Genomic DNA, 16,642 nt, shown 5'->3' with positions numbered 1-16,642 from the left:
CTTTAGTTATTAGGATCCCAGCTTTTATAGTAATTTTTCACTTTTTGGTTTGGATAGTATGCATTCTTTGTACCTGTTAAATTGGGAATATGTTTTACTTTTCTTTTTTTATTATTAACTGGCACTGCATTATCAGTATAGTGAAGCCATATATGCCACTCTGGAGGCACTGTTGTAGGCTCAGAGATACTTCTATACATGACCCTCCTTTTCCCTTTACTTGATTCATAGTAAGAATTTCCATTTTCATCTCTTCCTACAAATTTACCTTCTCTTCGTAATAGGCGTTTCATTGCATTACAAATTTTAGATAACATATAGGGGTATTAAAACAAAAAGTATTATATATACTAATACTTTAACAATCTGTTAACAACAATTTAATGCAATTACCAATTTTACAAGTTATTATACCAATAATTGCATCGATATTTTGTTTTCTTACTAGGAAACACAAGATATCCTGGTTTATTTCTTTTACCGCAACAACAGTAACTCTTATCATTTCATCGATACTACTCATTAAAACATGTAACGGTGAAATTATAACTTATCACCTTGGAAATTGGGCTCCTCCGTACGGAATAGAGTTAAGAATTGACGTGTTAAACTCCTTGATTCTAACTTTGGTGAATTTCATAGCGCTGATAAGTGTGCTTTATAGCTTTTATATCAATGAAAAAGAGATTAGTAAAAACAAAATCACTGGTTTTTACTCTTTATTTCTATTGTGCTTAAGCGGACTACTTGGGATTTTAGTAACAAACGACATATTCAATCTTTATGTTTTTTTGGAAATTTCATCTCTTTCTTCTTATGTGCTAGTTTCAATGGGAAGGGATAAAAAGGCTCTGGTTGCAGCATTTGAATATCTAATTAGTGGAACAATAGGTGCAACATTTTATTTATTTGGCATCGGGCTTTTGTATTCCATGACAGGAACACTCAATATGTCCGATATGGCTGAAAGAATAGTGCCATTATACGATAATAACATCATAAAACTTGGCACATTGTTCATTTTTGTTGGTCTCTCAATCAAAATGGCATTATTTCCATTAAGCAGATGGCTAGTTAATGCGTATAGTGAAGCACCAAGTTTCATTAGCGTATTCTTTTCAGGTACAGTGACCAAAGTGATGATATATGTTTTTATCAGAGTCTTTTATACTATCTTCCAGCAAAATTTTTTCTTATTCAAACCGCCGCTAAACAACGTGATAATTATTCTTGCACTTTGCGCTATTGTGTTTGGGTCAATATCTGCAATAACCGCAAAAGATATAAAAAGACTGCTTGCTAATTCTAGCGTTAGCCAAATTGGTTATATAATTTTGGCACTGAGTTTAAACTCAAAAGTAGGTTTGTTTGCAGCAATTCTTCACATAATAAATCACAGCAGTATAAAAACATCTTTATTCATGGCTGCAGGATGTGTTTCTTACAAATTTGATACAACAAAAATAGAGAGTTTATCAAGACTCAAGAAATCAATGCCTTATACAGCACTTGCATTTACCTTGCTAAGTCTAGCATTAATTGGCGTGCCGCTAACGAATGGTTTCGTAAGTAAGTGGTATATAATGAAAGCAATTATCGAATCTCATGCATGGGTTTCCCTTATGACATTTGCTGTTGGCTCTTTCTTTGCATTGATATACATGTGGAAGGTGGTAGAGAAAATGTATTTTGGTAGCAGTGTAGCTGAGACTGAGATTCAGCCAGCATCACGTGCTGCGCCCTTACCTATGCTTCTCTGCTTATTATTCATGGCAACTTTAACGATAATAGGAGGTGTATATAGCACTCCAATTCGATTAGTAGTTGAAAAGTTGATTTTTTGATTTTTATCTTTATTTCATATTTTACTATGCTTTAAGGTTATAAGGTTTTTTTGTGGATAGGCTGAAGAAGATTCATTGGTTATTAATAATTAACATGATAGCTCTGTTTTGCGTTGGCATAGTTGTTCAATACTCTTCTGCTGGAGGAAAGTGGGTGCCATTTGCAATTCATCAACTAGTTATATTCTCTTTCTTCTTTCTATTGGCTATAGTGATGTTATTCATAGAGCTAGATTTTTATTTGAAGCACGCTTATTTTTTTTATATAGCAGCAGTGATTTCGCTACTAGTAGTAAATTTTTTCGGCTCGCACACAATGGGTGCAACAAGGTGGATAAGAATCGGATCAATTAGTTTGCAACCATCAGAATTTGCAAAAGTGGGCTTAATACTTGCACTTTCTCGTTATTTTGATAAGCAAAGTGTGTGTAAAATGATGGAATTTCAAAGATTGCTTAAGGCACTTATAATTATTTTCTTACCCGTGTTCTTAGTATTAAAGCAACCTAATTTAGGTACGGCTGTGATAATGTTATTTATAGGGACATCAATCATATTCACAGCAATAATAAAAAGAGCTCATTTAGTAATTTGTGGAACGCTTGGCATCGGTGCAGTACCGGCTATTTGGCCTTTTTTACGCCCTTATCACAAGCAAAGGATATTGTCGTTTTTGGATTCATCAGTGGATCCACTTGGTATAGGTTACAATGCGCAGCAATCTCAGATAGCTATTGGCTCAGGGGGATTGCTTGGTAAGGGCTTCATTAATGGAAGCCAAATCCAATTTGGATTTTTGCCAGAGAAGCACACAGACTTTGCTTTTGCGGTGCTTGGCGAGGAATGGGGATTTTTAGGTAGCATGGCTTTAATCTTACTCTATACTACATTACTTGCTATAATATTCTCTATTGCTTATAGATCAAAAAATTATTTTTCTAAGTTAGTATCTATCGGAATCTTTGCTTTTTTTGGCGCTCATTTCTTCATAAACATTGGAATGACAATAGGCCTATTACCTGTAATAGGCGATCCATTACCATTTTTATCCTATGGAGGAAGCACAACTGCTGCAAGCTTAATATGTATAGGGTTATTACTCAGTTCTGTAGCATCTGCAAAAGACTTAAAACTAAGCTCTCGATTTCATCAATAGAGAGGCTGATTGTTAGGGAGTTATCTAAGAACCTGTTCATAATCTTTTAAGGAGTAAAGTAGTGAAAGCTAGAACGACCATTTGTAGGCTAGTATTGAGTTTTCGCTCGTAATTTTTCCACAATTGTCTGCACTTTTCTAACCAAGTGAAAGAGCGCTCTATAGCTAAGCTACGTCATACCGCCGCGGCGCTAACATGTAGCGGAATGACGGGTGTCTCCCAGTGCCCATCTCTCGTCATCCCAGTGCCTACTTCTCCTGTCATCCCAGCGCCTCCTTCTCCTGTCATCCCAGTGCCTACTTCTCCTGTCATCCCAGTGTCGGAGCACTGGGATCCAGCTTCTTTTTTTCTAGATTCCAGCGTCACGCGCTGGAATGACAGGGCTATAGGTGTCATCCAAGTAGCCCTTCATTGTCATCCCAGTGCTCTTTTTTTGTCATCCCAGTGCGTGACACTGGGATCTATAGCTAACCAAGCAAGATACGTCATACCGCCGCGGCGCTAACGCGTAGCGGGTCATACCGTCATGGTATCTCTAGATCCCGCTAACAAGCAGCGGTTGTCGTTTAGCTATAAAATTTAAGAAAATATTTAAGAAATTTACTAAGTGGGAAAAAAGGCAAAAGGAGCCCTGTGATTATTGTCCGCTTTAAAGTACTGGCGTTTTTTATGTTTTAAACGCCTGACAAGCGAGATTCAGCTACTTTTAATCGCAACTAACCTGCGCTGCAAGTGTTTAAGAAGTTTACCAAGCAGAAAAAAAGACAAAGAAAACCCGAGCTAGCTAGTCCTTTACTATCTCTGTCGAGTATTGGCATTTTTTGATGTCTTGTAACGCTTTGTAAGCGCGTTCAGCTTATTTAGGTATAAACCTAGATGTAGATGAAGTTTTGTAAAGACATACAGTACCTATGTACTGCAAAAAATTGAACATAAGACGCCGATACCTTAAGTAATCCTTACCTTTTAATCTGCAGATTGGCGAAAGCAAATACAATAGCTTCACTTCCATGATAAGATGAATGGCGGAGTTTGTCAAGTAAGTTTTTCCAACGTGCTGCCAAAAGTTTGTTATGCAAGAGGTCTATTGAAGCAGTTAAAAAAAGCTTTTCATGAGAAGTGATAGATGATAAGTTGTTAATAATAGGTTGTTATTAATAAGATTATGTGTTTTAGTTTGCCTAATATAAACAGGGAAGGTTATTCGTTTATAGTAATTTCTTTTATAGTAACGTGTGTAGCATTCTCTATATCTTGGGGGTTTGGTGTTACATGCTTATTTCCCACATTATTGTGCACTTATTTCTTTCGTGATCCAGCAAGGGTTGTGCCGGACAATAAGGATCTTATACTAAGTCCTGCCGATGGTGTGATTTCAAAAATTGAAGAAGTTAATTACCCTTTATCAGCAGAAAACGAAGGAGAGAAGAAGTTCACACTTGTTAGTATATTCTTGAGTGTTTTGGACGTGCATGTGAATCGTGCACCAATATCTGGTACAGTAAAAGAAATGCACTATAAAAAAGGCAAGTTTGTATCTGCAATGAGCAATAGGTCTAGCAATGAAAATGAAAAGCAGGTTGTTGTGATCGAGTATGAAAAAGAGAAAGAGATTATTGTAGAGCAAATAGCTGGGTTAATTGCACGTCGTATCGTTTGTAATTTAAGAGTATCTCAGAATATAAAAGCAGGTGAAAGGTTTGGAATTATAAGATTTGGCAGTAGAGTGAATATTTATGTTCCTGCTGATATAGAAATAAGAGTCTCAGAAGGGCAAACTGTTGTTGGTGGTGAAACAATTATAGCAAACTTGAATAAGGAAAATGTTCAAGAGAAGCTTACTTTTGATATTATATGAACAACAACGGCAGTAACAGTAGATTTCTGCCTGTTGCTAAATTGTTCCCGAATTTTATAACTTTATTGGGTTTATGCTCTGGTCTTACTTCACTTAAATTTACATTTAATGAACAGTGGGAGTTTGCAGTAATTTTTATCGTCATTGCAGCAATTATAGATGGAATGGATGGCAGAATAGCTAGAATTCTAAAATCAACTAGCGATTTTGGAGCCCAGCTTGATTCTTTTGCAGATTTTCTAAATTTTGGTGCAGCGCCTGCATTTCTTTTATATTTTTGGAAGCTAAAAGAAATTAAAGTCATAGGATGGATATTGATAATGATATATGTAATCTGCATCTCGATAAGACTTGCAAGATTTAATGTTTCGCTACACTCAGAACAATTATGCTGGGAAAAAATTTTCTTTTCTGGTGTTCCAGCTCCAGTATGTGCTTTACTTTCTTTGTTGCCAATAATTATTACTTTTCAATCTCATGAAAGTGAATATCTACTCCTTATAGAGCAATTTTTTAACATAAGGAATACGGCTTGTTACTTTCTGATTATTTCATTTTTTTCAATAAGTCACATTCCAACTTTCTCTGCAAAATATATTTATATTCCCAAAAGCCTATCCTATATATTTGTGTCGTTTTTTGGAATATTGATCATATTTTTTATAAGCAAACCCTGGATAACACTACCAATTTTAGGTGTAGTGTACATATTTACTATTCCACTAAGCATCGGATTTTATATATATTTTTCATATAAAACTCGTTAGCTAGGTAAAACAAAATTGTAGTGAAACATAGAAGGCAACATGATTTTGAAGATAAGTGAACTATTAAACTCATTGCTATACATAAAAATATTCCACATTCCATTCATAATTATTTGGGTAGTTGCAACTGGGATTTTTTGTACGGCTCAGTTTAAATTTGCTAACTTTAGATTATTCAAATATGGAATACAAACACTATTCAACCTAAAATGTAATCATAACAACAACGGTATAATTACTCATATCCAAGCGTTTGCAACAGTAGTTTCAGGAACAGTTGGTCTTGGAACAATATCAGGGGTTGCAATTGCTGTAACAATAGGTGGACCAAGTGCAATTTTTTGGATGATAGTTACCGGAATACTTGGTATGTCGATAAAGTTTGCCGAAGTGGTGCTTGCATTTACTTATCGCTCTGAAAATACAACTGGCGGGGCTTTTTATTACATGAAGTACGGGCTTGCAAAGATTGGATTTGCAAAAACTGGCAGATTCCTTGCATTCACTTATGCGATTATGCTGATTATTGCAATGATCTTTGGCGGCATACCATTTCAAGCGAATCAGATAGCAGCACTATCAAATAACCTATTTGAATATAATATATCTATTATTATATCTCTACTTGTCTTAATTGTAATACTTGGAGGGATAAAACGTATTGCTTTTGTGACAACAGCCTTAGCGCCGATTATGATAATGCTATATATAGGCATGTGTATATATTTGATCTGTATAAACGGAAGTAATTTGTTGAATGCTTTATCTATAATATTCCAAGATATCTTTAACAGATCAGCTATAGGAGGTGGAGTATTGAGCGGATTAATAGCAGGAGTGAGAAGATCAGTGTTTGCTAACGAAGCAGGTACCGGAACAGCAGCTATAGCACATTCAGCTGTGAAAGAGGAAGACCCAATTAAAGTTGGAAGCGTTGCAATGATCGCACCACTTATAGACACAATATTAGTCTCATTTTTGACTGGTGTTGTAATCATTATCACTGGTATGTATAACACTAACAACGTGGGTGATATTACATTGGTTAGCTCGGCATTTTCAACAGCTTTGCCTTTGTTCAGCAAGTTAGTTCTTCCGCTAATAATGTTTTCCTTTGCATTTTCCACAATAATAGCTTATTGTTACTACTGTGAAGTTGCCCTGTTGTACTTATTTGGTAACAAAAAAGTACTGATATTGTTCCAAATTTTTATAGTGATTTCAGTGTATATTAGTTGTATGTCAAAGAATATAGAATTTATATCTTATCTAGGCGACAGTTTGTTTATGTGCCTTATGATTCCAAATGCTGTTGCAATATATCTACTGAGAAGAGAAGTCTTGAATACAATAGATTCTTATTACAATTCTAAAGGATATTAAACATGATTTATAGATTGCTTTGTATGGTGTTATTTTGCCTATTGTTTAATGATGTGTACGCTGCTTCAGGTTTTCACGAAAGTTATGATGCTGTGTTAAATGGAATAAATAACTTCATGAATGAAGTATTGTTTTTCAAGGTCTTTTATGTGCCATTTATAATCCTCCTGCTAGCTTTTGGTTATGTATTCCTAACATTGCGTTTTAAATTTCTCAACATAAGGATGTTTAAGCATGCGTTCGCTATTTTATGTGGAAAATATGACACAGACCATCACGATGGTCACATTACGCATTTTCAGGCATTTGCAACTGCGCTTTCAAGTACGGTAGGTCTTGGAACTGTTGCTGGTGTTGCAATTGCAATTTCAATGGGAGGACCAGGAGCGGTGCCTTGGATGATGATTACAGGCTTTTTTGGTATGTCAGCAAAATTTGCTGAAGTGACTTTAGCATTTAGACACAGAACAGAAGGTCAAGAGCAGTTGTTTAGTGGTCCCTTTCAATATATAAGGAATGGGCTGGAGGAATTTGGATTTAAAAAACTTGGTATTGTGTTAGCTGCAATATATGCAGTGTTTTTTGTGTTATCAGGTCTTGGTGGAAGTGTAGCGTTTCAAACCAACCAAATGATTTCAATATTATCTGGCTATTCAAATTGGGTGGATAGTCATCCTTGGTTTCTTTCTTCCATAATTTCTGCATTGCTGGCTCTGGTAATTATTGGCGGAATTAGAAGGATAGCTATAGTATCTTCCGCATTAGTACCTGTTATGTCACTCATATATATTTTTAGTTGTGTTGTGATCATTGCGTTTAATATTCACAACTTTGGCAATGCATTTAAAATAATATTTTCCAGTATGATAGATTTCAATGCTGTTGGTGGAGGAGTGGTAGGAGCATTTGTTGCTGGGATTCAAAGGGCGATCTTTGCCAGCGAAGCAGGTGTTGGTTCTGCTTCAATTACTCATGCAGCAACTAAAGATGAAGAACCAGTAAGAACTGGACTAGTTGCTATGATAGAACCATGCTTTGATACAATGTTAATTTGTTGTTTAACAGGAATAACAATAGTAATAACAGGTGCATACCAAACCGGTGTTGGTGAGGGAATATTAATCACTCAAAAAGCATTTGAAACAGTTTCTTCCTGGTTTCCTATACTTTTAACCATAGCTGCACCTTTGTTTGCATTTTCTTCGGTAATTTCATTTGTATATTGTTGTGAAATGGGATGGTTATATTTGTTTGGTGCAAAAAGTATAGTGATATACCGCATAGCGGTAATAATTGTGGCGTTTTTCTCTGGTCTTTCTAAAGATATAATGGCTATTGCCAATATCGGTGGAACTTTATTCTCTTGTTTAGCTCTCATCAACATGACAGCGCTTATACTGTTTAGCAATCAGATTAATGATGAAGTTCAGTGTTACCTAAATAGGCTGAGAAATAATAAAATTAGCTAGGTTTTTGCTATAATGGAGAGATATGTAGTTCTTATATTATCCTACATATTAGGTTCAATACCGTTTAGCTTAATCATTACAAGAATAAAAGGGATAAACTTAAGAGAAATAGGTTCAGGAAATATTGGTGCTACAAACGTTGCAAGAACAGGGAATAAACGTCTTGCTGCTCTGGCCTTGTTATTGGATTCCTTTAAAGGGTTTATTGCAGTTTATATAGCACAACAATTTTTCGATGACAATCTTTGTATATACATATCTGCAATTTTAGCAGTTTTAGGACATATGTTTCCTGTATGGCTAAAATTTAGTGGAGGAAAGGGAGTTGCAACAACTTTGGGAGTGCTAGTAGCGTTTAACATGCCTATATCATTAGTGTTCATATCTGTCTGGATAATAATATTACTGGTCTTTAGATATTCTTCCCTTGCTTCTTTGACTTCTACCACAGCAGCTGTATTAGCATCTTTCTTTTTTCAAAAGGACTTATTTTTTGAACTATTAATTGTGACAGTATTAATTTTTTTAAAGCACTACAAAAATATTCAGAATCTTTTGCAAGGTAAGGAACATAAGTTTTTATAATTTATGTACTGGCTCTGTTATTTCTATACTATCAACATTTAAGCTATAGTATTTTCTAAAATAAATGATAAAGGTATAATATGGGATTGATGAAATATGAGGTAAGTAATAGACCTCTTACATAACCACATAACAAACTTTTGGCAGCGCGTTGGAAGAAATTTCTTGACAAACTCCGCCAGTCCTATTATTATGGTACTGAAGGTATTCAGTTATCTTCATCTGTGCAGATTAAACGAAGGAGTATAACGTAGTTGGCGTCTTATTTTTAATTTTTTGCACTATGTGCACCGTATGTCTTCACAACATTTCTAGGTTTTCAAGCTGAAACACGCTTATAAAGCGTTTAAGACAGTATAGTATGCCAATTTGCAGGATTAGAGAGTAAGCACTATCTAACACGGGATTTCTTTTGCCTTTTTTCTGCTTAGTAAATTTCTTAGCATTTAAGCTAAGGGTCTGTTGCAGTTTAAAAGTCGCTAAATTGCAGCGTTTAAGACTTAAAAAACGCCAATACAGAAAATAGACAGTGACTAGGGCTTCTTTTGCCTTTTTTTCTATTTAGTAAATTTCTTAAGATTAGCAAAAGAGATATCATCCCAGTCTTGGATCCAGAAAACTTAACTTTAAATGAGTACACCAAGTGGCTGAACAATGAAAACTGGATTCCAGCGTCACGCGCTGGAATGACAACGAAGGGCAGTGTCTGGGCACTGCCCTATCGTGGACTCAAATCACAATGTTCGTACAGTCTCAGCATGATACCATTTGTTGTGTGAATTACCTTCAAAAGTATACGCTTTAACCACATTCACTTAAATCATGAACAAAATCAACTTTTTAGAATTCATCGAACTATGCTTTCAAACGGTGATACCGGGGTATAAGTATAACAATTATCAGTATATAAAAGTCATAGCAGACAGGCTAGAAGCGGCAAGTGCCGGTGAAGTGAGGCGAATAATATTCAATATGCCTCCGCGCTCAATGAAATCCCTGTGCGCTAGTGTTGCGTGGCCCGCGTGGATACTGGCCAACTGCAAGAATAATAGTTGCAATCGGCTGCTCAGTGAAAAGCACTCGCTCGATACAAGGTGTATAATGCAGTCTAGTTGGTACAGAGGGCTATTTCCAGAGATCCAAAGATCAGAATACCAAATATAAATTTCAAACAGTGCAGAGAGGATACAGAATTGCAACATCAGTTGGAGACAGGCGAAGGTGATCATCGTCCCGCTCAAGCTTTGAGTAGAAAGCGTGCTACAAACTGGTTTGACCAGACTCTAGTAACCAGGCTCAATGATAGAAAAAAAGGAGTCATCGTTCTTGTGATGCACAGGCTGCATCAGGAAGATTTAACTGAGCATCTTCTCTCCAAACCAAAAAATATATGGCATCATATTTGTTTACCAATAATAGCTGAAAATAAAGAGATTACTTATTCAATCAAAAAGCCAGCGCCTCCTGTTCCTGTCACCCGAATAGCTCGGTCAACTATAAATGAGTACACCAGCAATAAAACAGCATTACCTGCAAAAATACTATACTTAAGAAAAGAAGGTCAGTTGCTATATCACCTAGATGGAGGAAAAGAAGAAGTTGAGATGATGAAGGTTGAACTTGGAAATTATGCTTTTGCTGCGCAATATCAACAAAACCCTCTGCCGCTTTCAAGTGAAACGAGAGTGGCTGAAGCGCTATAGAAATTTTCCTGATAATCTCTCATGTGCAACACAAAGTTGGGATACTGCGGTTTCAACAAGCGACATGAGCAACTTTAGCGTCTGCACTACCTGGGCAAAAATAGATAATAAATTCTATTTACTTGATGTATACCGTGCAAAACTTGAGTACCCGAAACTTAAAGAACAAGTTCTGTCACTAGCTGCAAGATGGGCACCACACGCAATTTTGATCGAAGCCAAAACAAGTGGTCAGCAATTAGCACAAGAGCTGAAGGCAAACAGTCATCTACCCATTATTGAAATAGTGCCACATGATGGTAAGCTCACTCGATTTCATCAGATTGCTCCAATTATAGAGTCTGGTAGGGTTGTTTTGCCGCACCAAGCAATATGGCTCAATGATTTTGAGCATGAGATTTTGATGTTCCCAGAAATTCGCCACGATGATCAAGTCGACAGCACCGTGCAATACCTGCAGTGGATGAGAAACAGTATCTCAAGGGTTGCAGCTATACGAACATTGTGATCTTGGCCTATAGCTAACACCGCCGCGGCGCTAACGAGTAACGGTTGTCGGTAAACCTAAGTCACTTTAGCTATAGTAAAAGAGGTAAGAAAAATAGTTGGCAAAAATGAAACACCGTCAGTAGGAATAATTAATCGGTGAAAACGACTCAAAAAGGGGATCCAGAGCTGGCAAGAAAATAAAGGGTAGAAAGCGCCATATCACTGTGGATACTGTAGGTCTTGTAATTACTGCTGAAGTACACAGTGCAAGCATTCAAGATAGTGATGGTGCTCTAGACCTTTTTATTCGAGCTAAAGAAAAAGCTCCAAGGTTACAGAGGTTTTTTGCTGATCAAGGATACAAAGCAAAACCGCTGTTTATTGGAGACAGGACCAAAAAAAGTGGTTGATGTTACAGGATTCCAGGTTATTCCTAAACGTTGAACGAACTTTTGCTTGGCTCTCCAATTTTAGACGCATGAGCAAAGATTATTCCTCTTACTTTAAAAACCAATATCTTCTTTAATATGCTTACTAATACCAATTCTCATTGTTGGTCAGTCAAATAGGAGACATTGCAGAGTTGTTTAATTGTGGAGCTGGTAAGAGAAGTAATAAATTTGCACAAAGCACCCTCAAGCAGAGCAATTGTATCGTATATTTTATTGCGCAAAATGTTCTGTTTTATGTATAACCAAAGCCTCTCAACAGTCAGGTGAATATGGAGGTAGGTATATAATCTCAATATTTTTAGCTACCTTTAGATTTTTTCCAACTAGCACAGTCCATAACAAGAACAGCTTCTCTTGTCCCTAGATATTGCGACATTTGCTCAAGAAATACATTCATGCAATCAGTGTTAACATTTGGTGCAAATAAGCTAAAACTCTCTCCATTTTTAGGATTAACTGCACTGTAGAGATAAAAATTATGCCTACCTAATTTTATTTTAACCCGAGTCCTAGTGCCTTTTTTAAACCATCCATGCCCAACTTTCGAATGTGTGCCAAACCTTGATTCATCAAAGAAAAATAGCTCTTTTTCTGGATACTTGCCAATAACTTCATTGAGATTTTTTTTTGAATTCCTCTTGTTTACTTTTATCTTGTACGTTGTGTACTGGTCTTGGTGTAATATATGAAAATTTCATCTTTTGCATATGGCGGTGTACTGTAGATTTGCTGATATTTAATCCGAACTTTTCCTGGATTCTTATTCTCATTTCTTTAATGGTAATATTAGGATTTTCTTCTATCCATGCTTCAACTTGCTGTAGTTGAGCCTAATTTAATTTAGTTTTTTTACGGCGTTGTGGAGGAGCAAACAGTTTTTCTTCTCTGCCAAATTTTAAGAGTTTTATCCACGAAGTTAGTGCGCTTCTTGAAATGCAATATATTTTTGCTACAGCCGTTATACTATGCTTTTTTGCCGCAATTACAGCATTTAGTTTTTTTGAAACATATGCGTTGTTCCTTACTTTCTTCAGCATTTCTTTTGCTGGTTCTACTACTTTTTCATCCAATAATTTTGATCTTAATGCCATTTATACCTCAACTATTTTACTTACTCCATTATGGCTTTTCTTCCATCATTGTCCATCTGTTCGCCGTGTAATGGGAATTGGTATTAGTAAGTAACTCGCATTTCATTCAGCAAATTTCCATTGAGGAATGGAAAAAATGTCTTGAAGCCATAGCAAATTCCAATGACAGGGGAACGCTTAATTGGATGTGGGAAAATCTTGTTCCTTCTAGCATAATACAAGAACAAGAAGTGAATGAATTTTATCAAAGCTTGAACCGAAGATTTGTAGATGTGCCAGGACCATCCTCTGAACATGAGCCACAACGTAAAAAGCGAAGAATAGACGGCTCGGGGAGTGCAGAAGGTATCACGGGACCTGGTCCTTCTAGGCATAAAGAAAAGACTTCTTTCAAAATTCACGTAAGGAGCTCAAAATTGTGGATAGCAGCAATCAAATTAAATCTTAAACCAAAACGTTTTCGTCGGTTTCTATATCTATCGGAAATGATTTTAAACCTTTTTAATAAGCCAATTACGTTTTCAACAATTGCCCTTTGGCTCATAAGTGTTCTGTTCTCTTTTTTTTGTTCTTTGCTTAACGGATTCTTTTTCGTTTTCCTGTGAGGTAATACAACATTTTTATGTATTTTTTGCATTCCTCTGTAGCCGGCATCAGCTAAGATTTTAGTTTCCGGCAATATTGCTACCTTTGATTCCCTAAATATCCGAAAATCGTGTTTCCTACCTTTCGAGAAAGATGTACATATTACTTTTTTACTCTTCTTCTCTGCTACTACTTGCGTTTTTATAGTATGCCTTTTTTTCTTTCCAGAGTAGAAGCATTTTTGCTTTTTTTTGGCCTCTCTACTGGTGTTTCAGTTCCATCTATTACCAAAACTTCATATTCTACATTACCCTTTAATAGCTCTTTTTTTCCCGGTAATGAAAAATCTGGATGTTTTATTAGCGTGTCTTCTACCCATCTTATTATTTTGAAACAGTTACTTTCACTCATGCCATAACTTTGACCAATGTGGAAATACGTTCGATATTCCCTCATATATTCTAATGCCATAAGCAACCTATCTTCTACGCAAAGTTTGCTTTTTCTTCCACTTCTAGCTTTTTTTCTTTTATCCTCCTCATCCAAAATTTCCACCATTCGCTTAAATGTTCCCTTTTTTTCCCCTGTTAAGCGCCTAAATTTCTTTCCTTCCAACTTTTCTATTTCTTTATATCTCATACCTTAAAATATCTGATTTTATACTTCTTTTCCCTTGTTTGCCAATTTTGAAAGAAGTCTAATGAATCTTTTAACATAAAAACTTGCATTTTTTTCAATTTATGTCTGAATATAGAGTACATTCATAGATCATTATAAGAGGCTTATGAATCAGAGATTAAAAACGTTTCTAGTTATTTGTGGTTTTATTTCATTTTTACTTATTACTTACTACTACTTAAATCTTCTTGTTAACTATATCCTTAACCCGACTCTAGTTCGTTCTTATAAGAACTTAATTGGTGGTCTTTATACCTATTTATCTATAAGCACTTCTAGCCCTGCACTAGCATTTTTGGCTACAAGCTTTATCGTTATTACCGCATTTATTTGCCTAGATAAAATGCTCTTTCCTTTGCAGGAAAAAATCGTAAATAACTATAATTCCTTTAAAAACGACAACGTTGATAGTAATAACATGTTGTTTGAGGTTTATAAGGATCCAACAATAAAATTAAAGGACAAAATCTTGTTCTTCAATATACACTTGATATATTGTCTACAGCTTCCATTTTTGTACCTTGCATCAAAGGTCTCAGCTCTACGTGGGTTTCTTGTACTTAATACTGGTTTATTATTGTTAAATTATGCACTGCTAGTCCCAGTAGCACTCCTTGAGTTAATAAAATATCCATTAGTAAAGCTCTTCTCACCTTTGGGTTTAAATGTTAAGCAATTTAGCTTTTTGTTTAATGTAAGTGATGTGGGCACTAGTAGTCAGAGCGTTCACACGAGTAGTTTTGAACACAGTATTCTCCAATGCGCTCAAGAGTTAAAACAGAAATTTGAAGCTCAACCAAATGTACTCAATAAAGAGTTTGAAGACTACATAAATAATTCAGATGAGTTTACAACTCAACAAAAAGAGCAATTAAAACTTTATCTTAACTTTAATGGTTCCAATGGAGCAGCTTATAGAGAATCAAAAACTAGCCTTACTCTCACACAAGCTGCAAATTTAGTTTTGACTGCAGCTAAGGATCAAAAGTTAGATACAGATTTTCTAAAGTGCATGTTACTGATGCGTTTAAAAGAAGGAAATGATGCATGTCATCTTGGAATGTTTAATCGTATTATTTATTCACTTAGTTGTCTTGAAGCTAAAAATAACTTTACAGTTGAGGTAAACGCTCAAGTGTACGAGAGAATGCCAAGCATTACAGAAAAATTCCTTAGAAGCTGTAACAATAAAAAAATTACAATTTTAAAGGACAATTTTGATAATTTTTATTCTGATGGTGATATGGATCCTCAAATAAAAAGCAACATCAGTAAACTGATAGAAGAAGCAAAACAATCTGTCTTTAATGAATTATATGTGGATTATTACAATAGGTATGGCCAAGATGTTGGAAGAGGCCCTATAAAACATAAATTAAAAGAATTAATTACAAACGATGATATAAAAGAAGCAATAAGTACTGTGATAGATGATATAGAGATTCCTGCTCCTACAGAGCCATCTACTTTTTTGGGAAAAGTAAAAGCATTTTTTGGCGTTCGTACAGAGTCTCCTGCTGTTTAGTGGTACTGTGGCAGCAAAATACAGGAGGTTCTATGCCAGCTTGTGCCTTGCGTTGTGTAGCCTATTGTCCGTGTAGCTGCGCAAAGTACTTGGGTTTACCGGCAATGTCATACCGCCGCGGCGCTAACAACCATCATTCTGATGGTTGTTGTTTAGCTATAAAATTTAAGAAAGTATTTAAGAAACTTACTAACCTAAAAAAAAGGCAAAAGGAACCCTGGGGTTATTGTCCGCTTTAAAGTACTGGCGTTTTTTATGTTTTAAACGCCTGACAAGCGAGATTCAGCCGCTTTTAATCGCTACTAACCTACGCTGCAAGTGTTTAAGAAGTTTACCAAGCAGAAAAAAAGACAAAGAAAACCCGAGTTAGCTAGTCCTTTACTATCTCTGTCGAGTATTGGCATTTTTTGATGTCTTGTAACGCTTTGTAAGCGCGTTCAGCTTATTTAGGTATAAACCTAGATGTAGATGAAGTTTTGTAAAGACATACAGTACCTATGTACTGCAAAAAATTGAACATAAGACGCCGATACCTTAAGTAATCCTTACCTTTTAATCTGCAGATTGGCGAAAGCAAATACAATAGCTTCACTTCCATGATAAGAGGACTGGCGGAGTTTGTCAAGTGATTTTTAGCCCCGTTTTGAGCTACTGGAATGACAGGTAGTTGTGCAAGAAGTCTATTGATATTATTTTTATATCACATTTTTAACTTACAAGTTAGCGTTTTATACAGCATTTTTTATATTAACTAAATCTCTTAATTGATCATTGTTAAATTCTGTAATCCAACTCTCACCACTACTTATAGTAAGGTTTGCTAATTCCTTCTTACTTTGAATCATCTCATCAATACGCTCTTCAAAAGTACCTGTTGAAAGCAGTCTGTATACCATGACATTACGTTCTTGCCCGATACGATAGGCCCGATCTGTTGCTTGTGCTTCCACTGCTGGATTCCACCATAAATCGTAATGTATTACATGGTTTGCTGCTGTTAAATTAAGCCCTGTTCCTCCAGCTTTTAAAGACACTATAAGAACCTGTTTAAAATCTC

At 35.7% G+C, this 16,642-nt stretch carries 14 protein-coding genes and 3 pseudogenes; 11 read left to right on the top strand and 6 right to left on the bottom strand.

Features of this window, described 5'->3' with window-relative positions; all coding sequences use genetic code 11:
- Nucleotides 1-2: 2 nt before the first annotated feature.
- On the bottom strand, nt 3-317 hold the full coding sequence (locus ACICP6_RS05785; RefSeq protein ID WP_395462964.1) for an NADH-ubiquinone oxidoreductase subunit NDUFA12 family protein: 315 nt from the start codon (nt 315-317) through the stop codon (nt 3-5).
- Nucleotides 318-383: 66 nt separating this feature from the next.
- Between ACICP6_RS05785 and ACICP6_RS05780 the strand changes: the two genes are divergently transcribed.
- On the top strand, nt 384-1,844 hold the full coding sequence (locus ACICP6_RS05780; protein WP_395462963.1) for a proton-conducting transporter membrane subunit: 1,461 nt from the start codon (nt 384-386) through the stop codon (nt 1,842-1,844).
- A 52-nt stretch (nt 1,845-1,896) separates the two neighbouring features.
- Nucleotides 1,897-3,000: a rod shape-determining protein RodA gene (gene rodA, locus ACICP6_RS05775; protein WP_395462962.1), complete on the top strand. Its 1,104-nt coding sequence runs from the start codon at nt 1,897-1,899 to the stop codon at nt 2,998-3,000.
- A gap of 36 nt (nt 3,001-3,036) precedes the next feature.
- On the opposite strand, the pseudogene ACICP6_RS05770 reads toward rodA, so the two are convergent.
- Nucleotides 3,037-3,162, bottom strand: a pseudogene (locus ACICP6_RS05770) (IS5/IS1182 family transposase); the annotation flags it as partial.
- A 12-nt stretch (nt 3,163-3,174) separates the two neighbouring features.
- Nucleotides 3,175-3,396 carry a hypothetical protein gene (locus ACICP6_RS05765; protein WP_395462961.1) on the bottom strand — a complete coding sequence of 74 codons (222 nt, stop codon included), beginning with the start codon at nt 3,394-3,396 and terminating at the stop codon, nt 3,175-3,177.
- A gap of 769 nt (nt 3,397-4,165) precedes the next feature.
- Here ACICP6_RS05765 and ACICP6_RS05760 point away from each other — a divergent pair.
- The 8 genes and pseudogenes from ACICP6_RS05760 (at nt 4,166) to ACICP6_RS05725 (ending at nt 11,664) form a co-directional block, all read left to right on the top strand.
- A complete protein-coding gene (locus ACICP6_RS05760; protein ID WP_395462960.1) occupies nt 4,166-4,858 on the top strand; it encodes a phosphatidylserine decarboxylase in 693 nt (230 codons plus the stop codon).
- Nucleotides 4,855-5,625, top strand: coding sequence for a CDP-alcohol phosphatidyltransferase family protein (locus ACICP6_RS05755; protein ID WP_395462959.1), 771 nt, complete (start codon nt 4,855-4,857; stop codon nt 5,623-5,625). Before ACICP6_RS05760 ends, ACICP6_RS05755 begins: the two co-directional genes overlap by 4 nt.
- A gap of 39 nt (nt 5,626-5,664) precedes the next feature.
- Complete coding sequence (locus tag ACICP6_RS05750; RefSeq protein WP_395462958.1) at nt 5,665-7,008, top strand: alanine/glycine:cation symporter family protein; 1,344 nt, start codon at nt 5,665-5,667, stop codon at nt 7,006-7,008.
- A 2-nt stretch (nt 7,009-7,010) separates the two neighbouring features.
- Nucleotides 7,011-8,477: an alanine/glycine:cation symporter family protein gene (locus ACICP6_RS05745; protein ID WP_395462957.1), complete on the top strand. Its 1,467-nt coding sequence runs from the start codon at nt 7,011-7,013 to the stop codon at nt 8,475-8,477.
- 12 nt (nt 8,478-8,489) lie between these two features.
- Nucleotides 8,490-9,062, top strand: coding sequence for a glycerol-3-phosphate 1-O-acyltransferase PlsY (plsY, locus tag ACICP6_RS05740; RefSeq protein ID WP_395462956.1), 573 nt, complete (start codon nt 8,490-8,492; stop codon nt 9,060-9,062).
- A gap of 545 nt (nt 9,063-9,607) precedes the next feature.
- Nucleotides 9,608-9,841 carry a WPE palindromic element domain-containing protein gene (locus ACICP6_RS05735; RefSeq protein WP_395462653.1) on the top strand — a complete coding sequence of 78 codons (234 nt, stop codon included), beginning with the start codon at nt 9,608-9,610 and terminating at the stop codon, nt 9,839-9,841.
- A 43-nt stretch (nt 9,842-9,884) separates the two neighbouring features.
- Nucleotides 9,885-11,273: pseudogene (gene terL / locus ACICP6_RS05730) on the top strand (phage terminase large subunit).
- Nucleotides 11,274-11,478: 205 nt separating this feature from the next.
- Nucleotides 11,479-11,664 carry a hypothetical protein gene (locus tag ACICP6_RS05725; protein ID WP_395462955.1) on the top strand — a complete coding sequence of 62 codons (186 nt, stop codon included), beginning with the start codon at nt 11,479-11,481 and terminating at the stop codon, nt 11,662-11,664.
- Between the two features lie 137 nt (nt 11,665-11,801).
- Here the strand turns inward: ACICP6_RS05725 and ACICP6_RS05720 are convergent.
- Nucleotides 11,802-12,797: pseudogene (locus tag ACICP6_RS05720) on the bottom strand (IS630 family transposase).
- Nucleotides 12,798-13,194: 397 nt separating this feature from the next.
- Nucleotides 13,195-14,021 (bottom strand): IS5 family transposase gene (locus ACICP6_RS05715; protein WP_395462622.1). Its coding sequence is split into 2 segments (ribosomal slippage): nt 13,195-13,634 and nt 13,634-14,021, totalling 828 coding nucleotides; the frame shifts between segments, so codons are not numbered across the junction.
- A 145-nt stretch (nt 14,022-14,166) separates the two neighbouring features.
- Between ACICP6_RS05715 and ACICP6_RS05710 the strand changes: the two genes are divergently transcribed.
- The gene (locus tag ACICP6_RS05710) at nt 14,167-15,585 is read left to right on the top strand and encodes a hypothetical protein (RefSeq protein WP_395462954.1); all 1,419 of its coding nucleotides are present in this window, start codon (nt 14,167-14,169) and stop codon (nt 15,583-15,585) included.
- 728 nt (nt 15,586-16,313) lie between these two features.
- On the opposite strand, the gene ACICP6_RS05705 is transcribed toward ACICP6_RS05710, so the two are convergent.
- Nucleotides 16,314-16,619: a helicase-related protein gene (locus ACICP6_RS05705; RefSeq protein ID WP_395462953.1), complete on the bottom strand. Its 306-nt coding sequence runs from the start codon at nt 16,617-16,619 to the stop codon at nt 16,314-16,316.
- Nucleotides 16,620-16,642: the final 23 nt, after the last annotated feature.

Origin of the sequence: Wolbachia endosymbiont of Cantharis cryptica, assembly GCF_964277405.1 — a bacterium.
Lineage (GTDB): Bacteria > Pseudomonadota > Alphaproteobacteria > Rickettsiales > Anaplasmataceae > Wolbachia.
The sequence above is the reverse complement of the archived record's forward strand: the minus strand, read 5'-3'. Positions and strand labels throughout refer to the sequence as shown.

Coding starts and splice junctions, on each gene's coding strand:
- ACICP6_RS05785 (WP_395462964.1), bottom strand. CDS start 317: ATGTTATCTAAAATTTGTAATGCAATGAAACGCCTATTACGAAGAGAA.
- ACICP6_RS05780 (WP_395462963.1), top strand. CDS start 384: ATGCAATTACCAATTTTACAAGTTATTATACCAATAATTGCATCGATA.
- ACICP6_RS05765 (WP_395462961.1), bottom strand. CDS start 3,396: ATGACACCTATAGCCCTGTCATTCCAGCGCGTGACGCTGGAATCTAGA.
- ACICP6_RS05760 (WP_395462960.1), top strand. CDS start 4,166: ATGTGTTTTAGTTTGCCTAATATAAACAGGGAAGGTTATTCGTTTATA.
- ACICP6_RS05755 (WP_395462959.1), top strand. CDS start 4,855: ATGAACAACAACGGCAGTAACAGTAGATTTCTGCCTGTTGCTAAATTG.
- ACICP6_RS05750 (WP_395462958.1), top strand. CDS start 5,665: ATGATTTTGAAGATAAGTGAACTATTAAACTCATTGCTATACATAAAA.
- ACICP6_RS05745 (WP_395462957.1), top strand. CDS start 7,011: ATGATTTATAGATTGCTTTGTATGGTGTTATTTTGCCTATTGTTTAAT.
- plsY (WP_395462956.1), top strand. CDS start 8,490: ATGGAGAGATATGTAGTTCTTATATTATCCTACATATTAGGTTCAATA.
- ACICP6_RS05710 (WP_395462954.1), top strand. CDS start 14,167: ATGAATCAGAGATTAAAAACGTTTCTAGTTATTTGTGGTTTTATTTCA.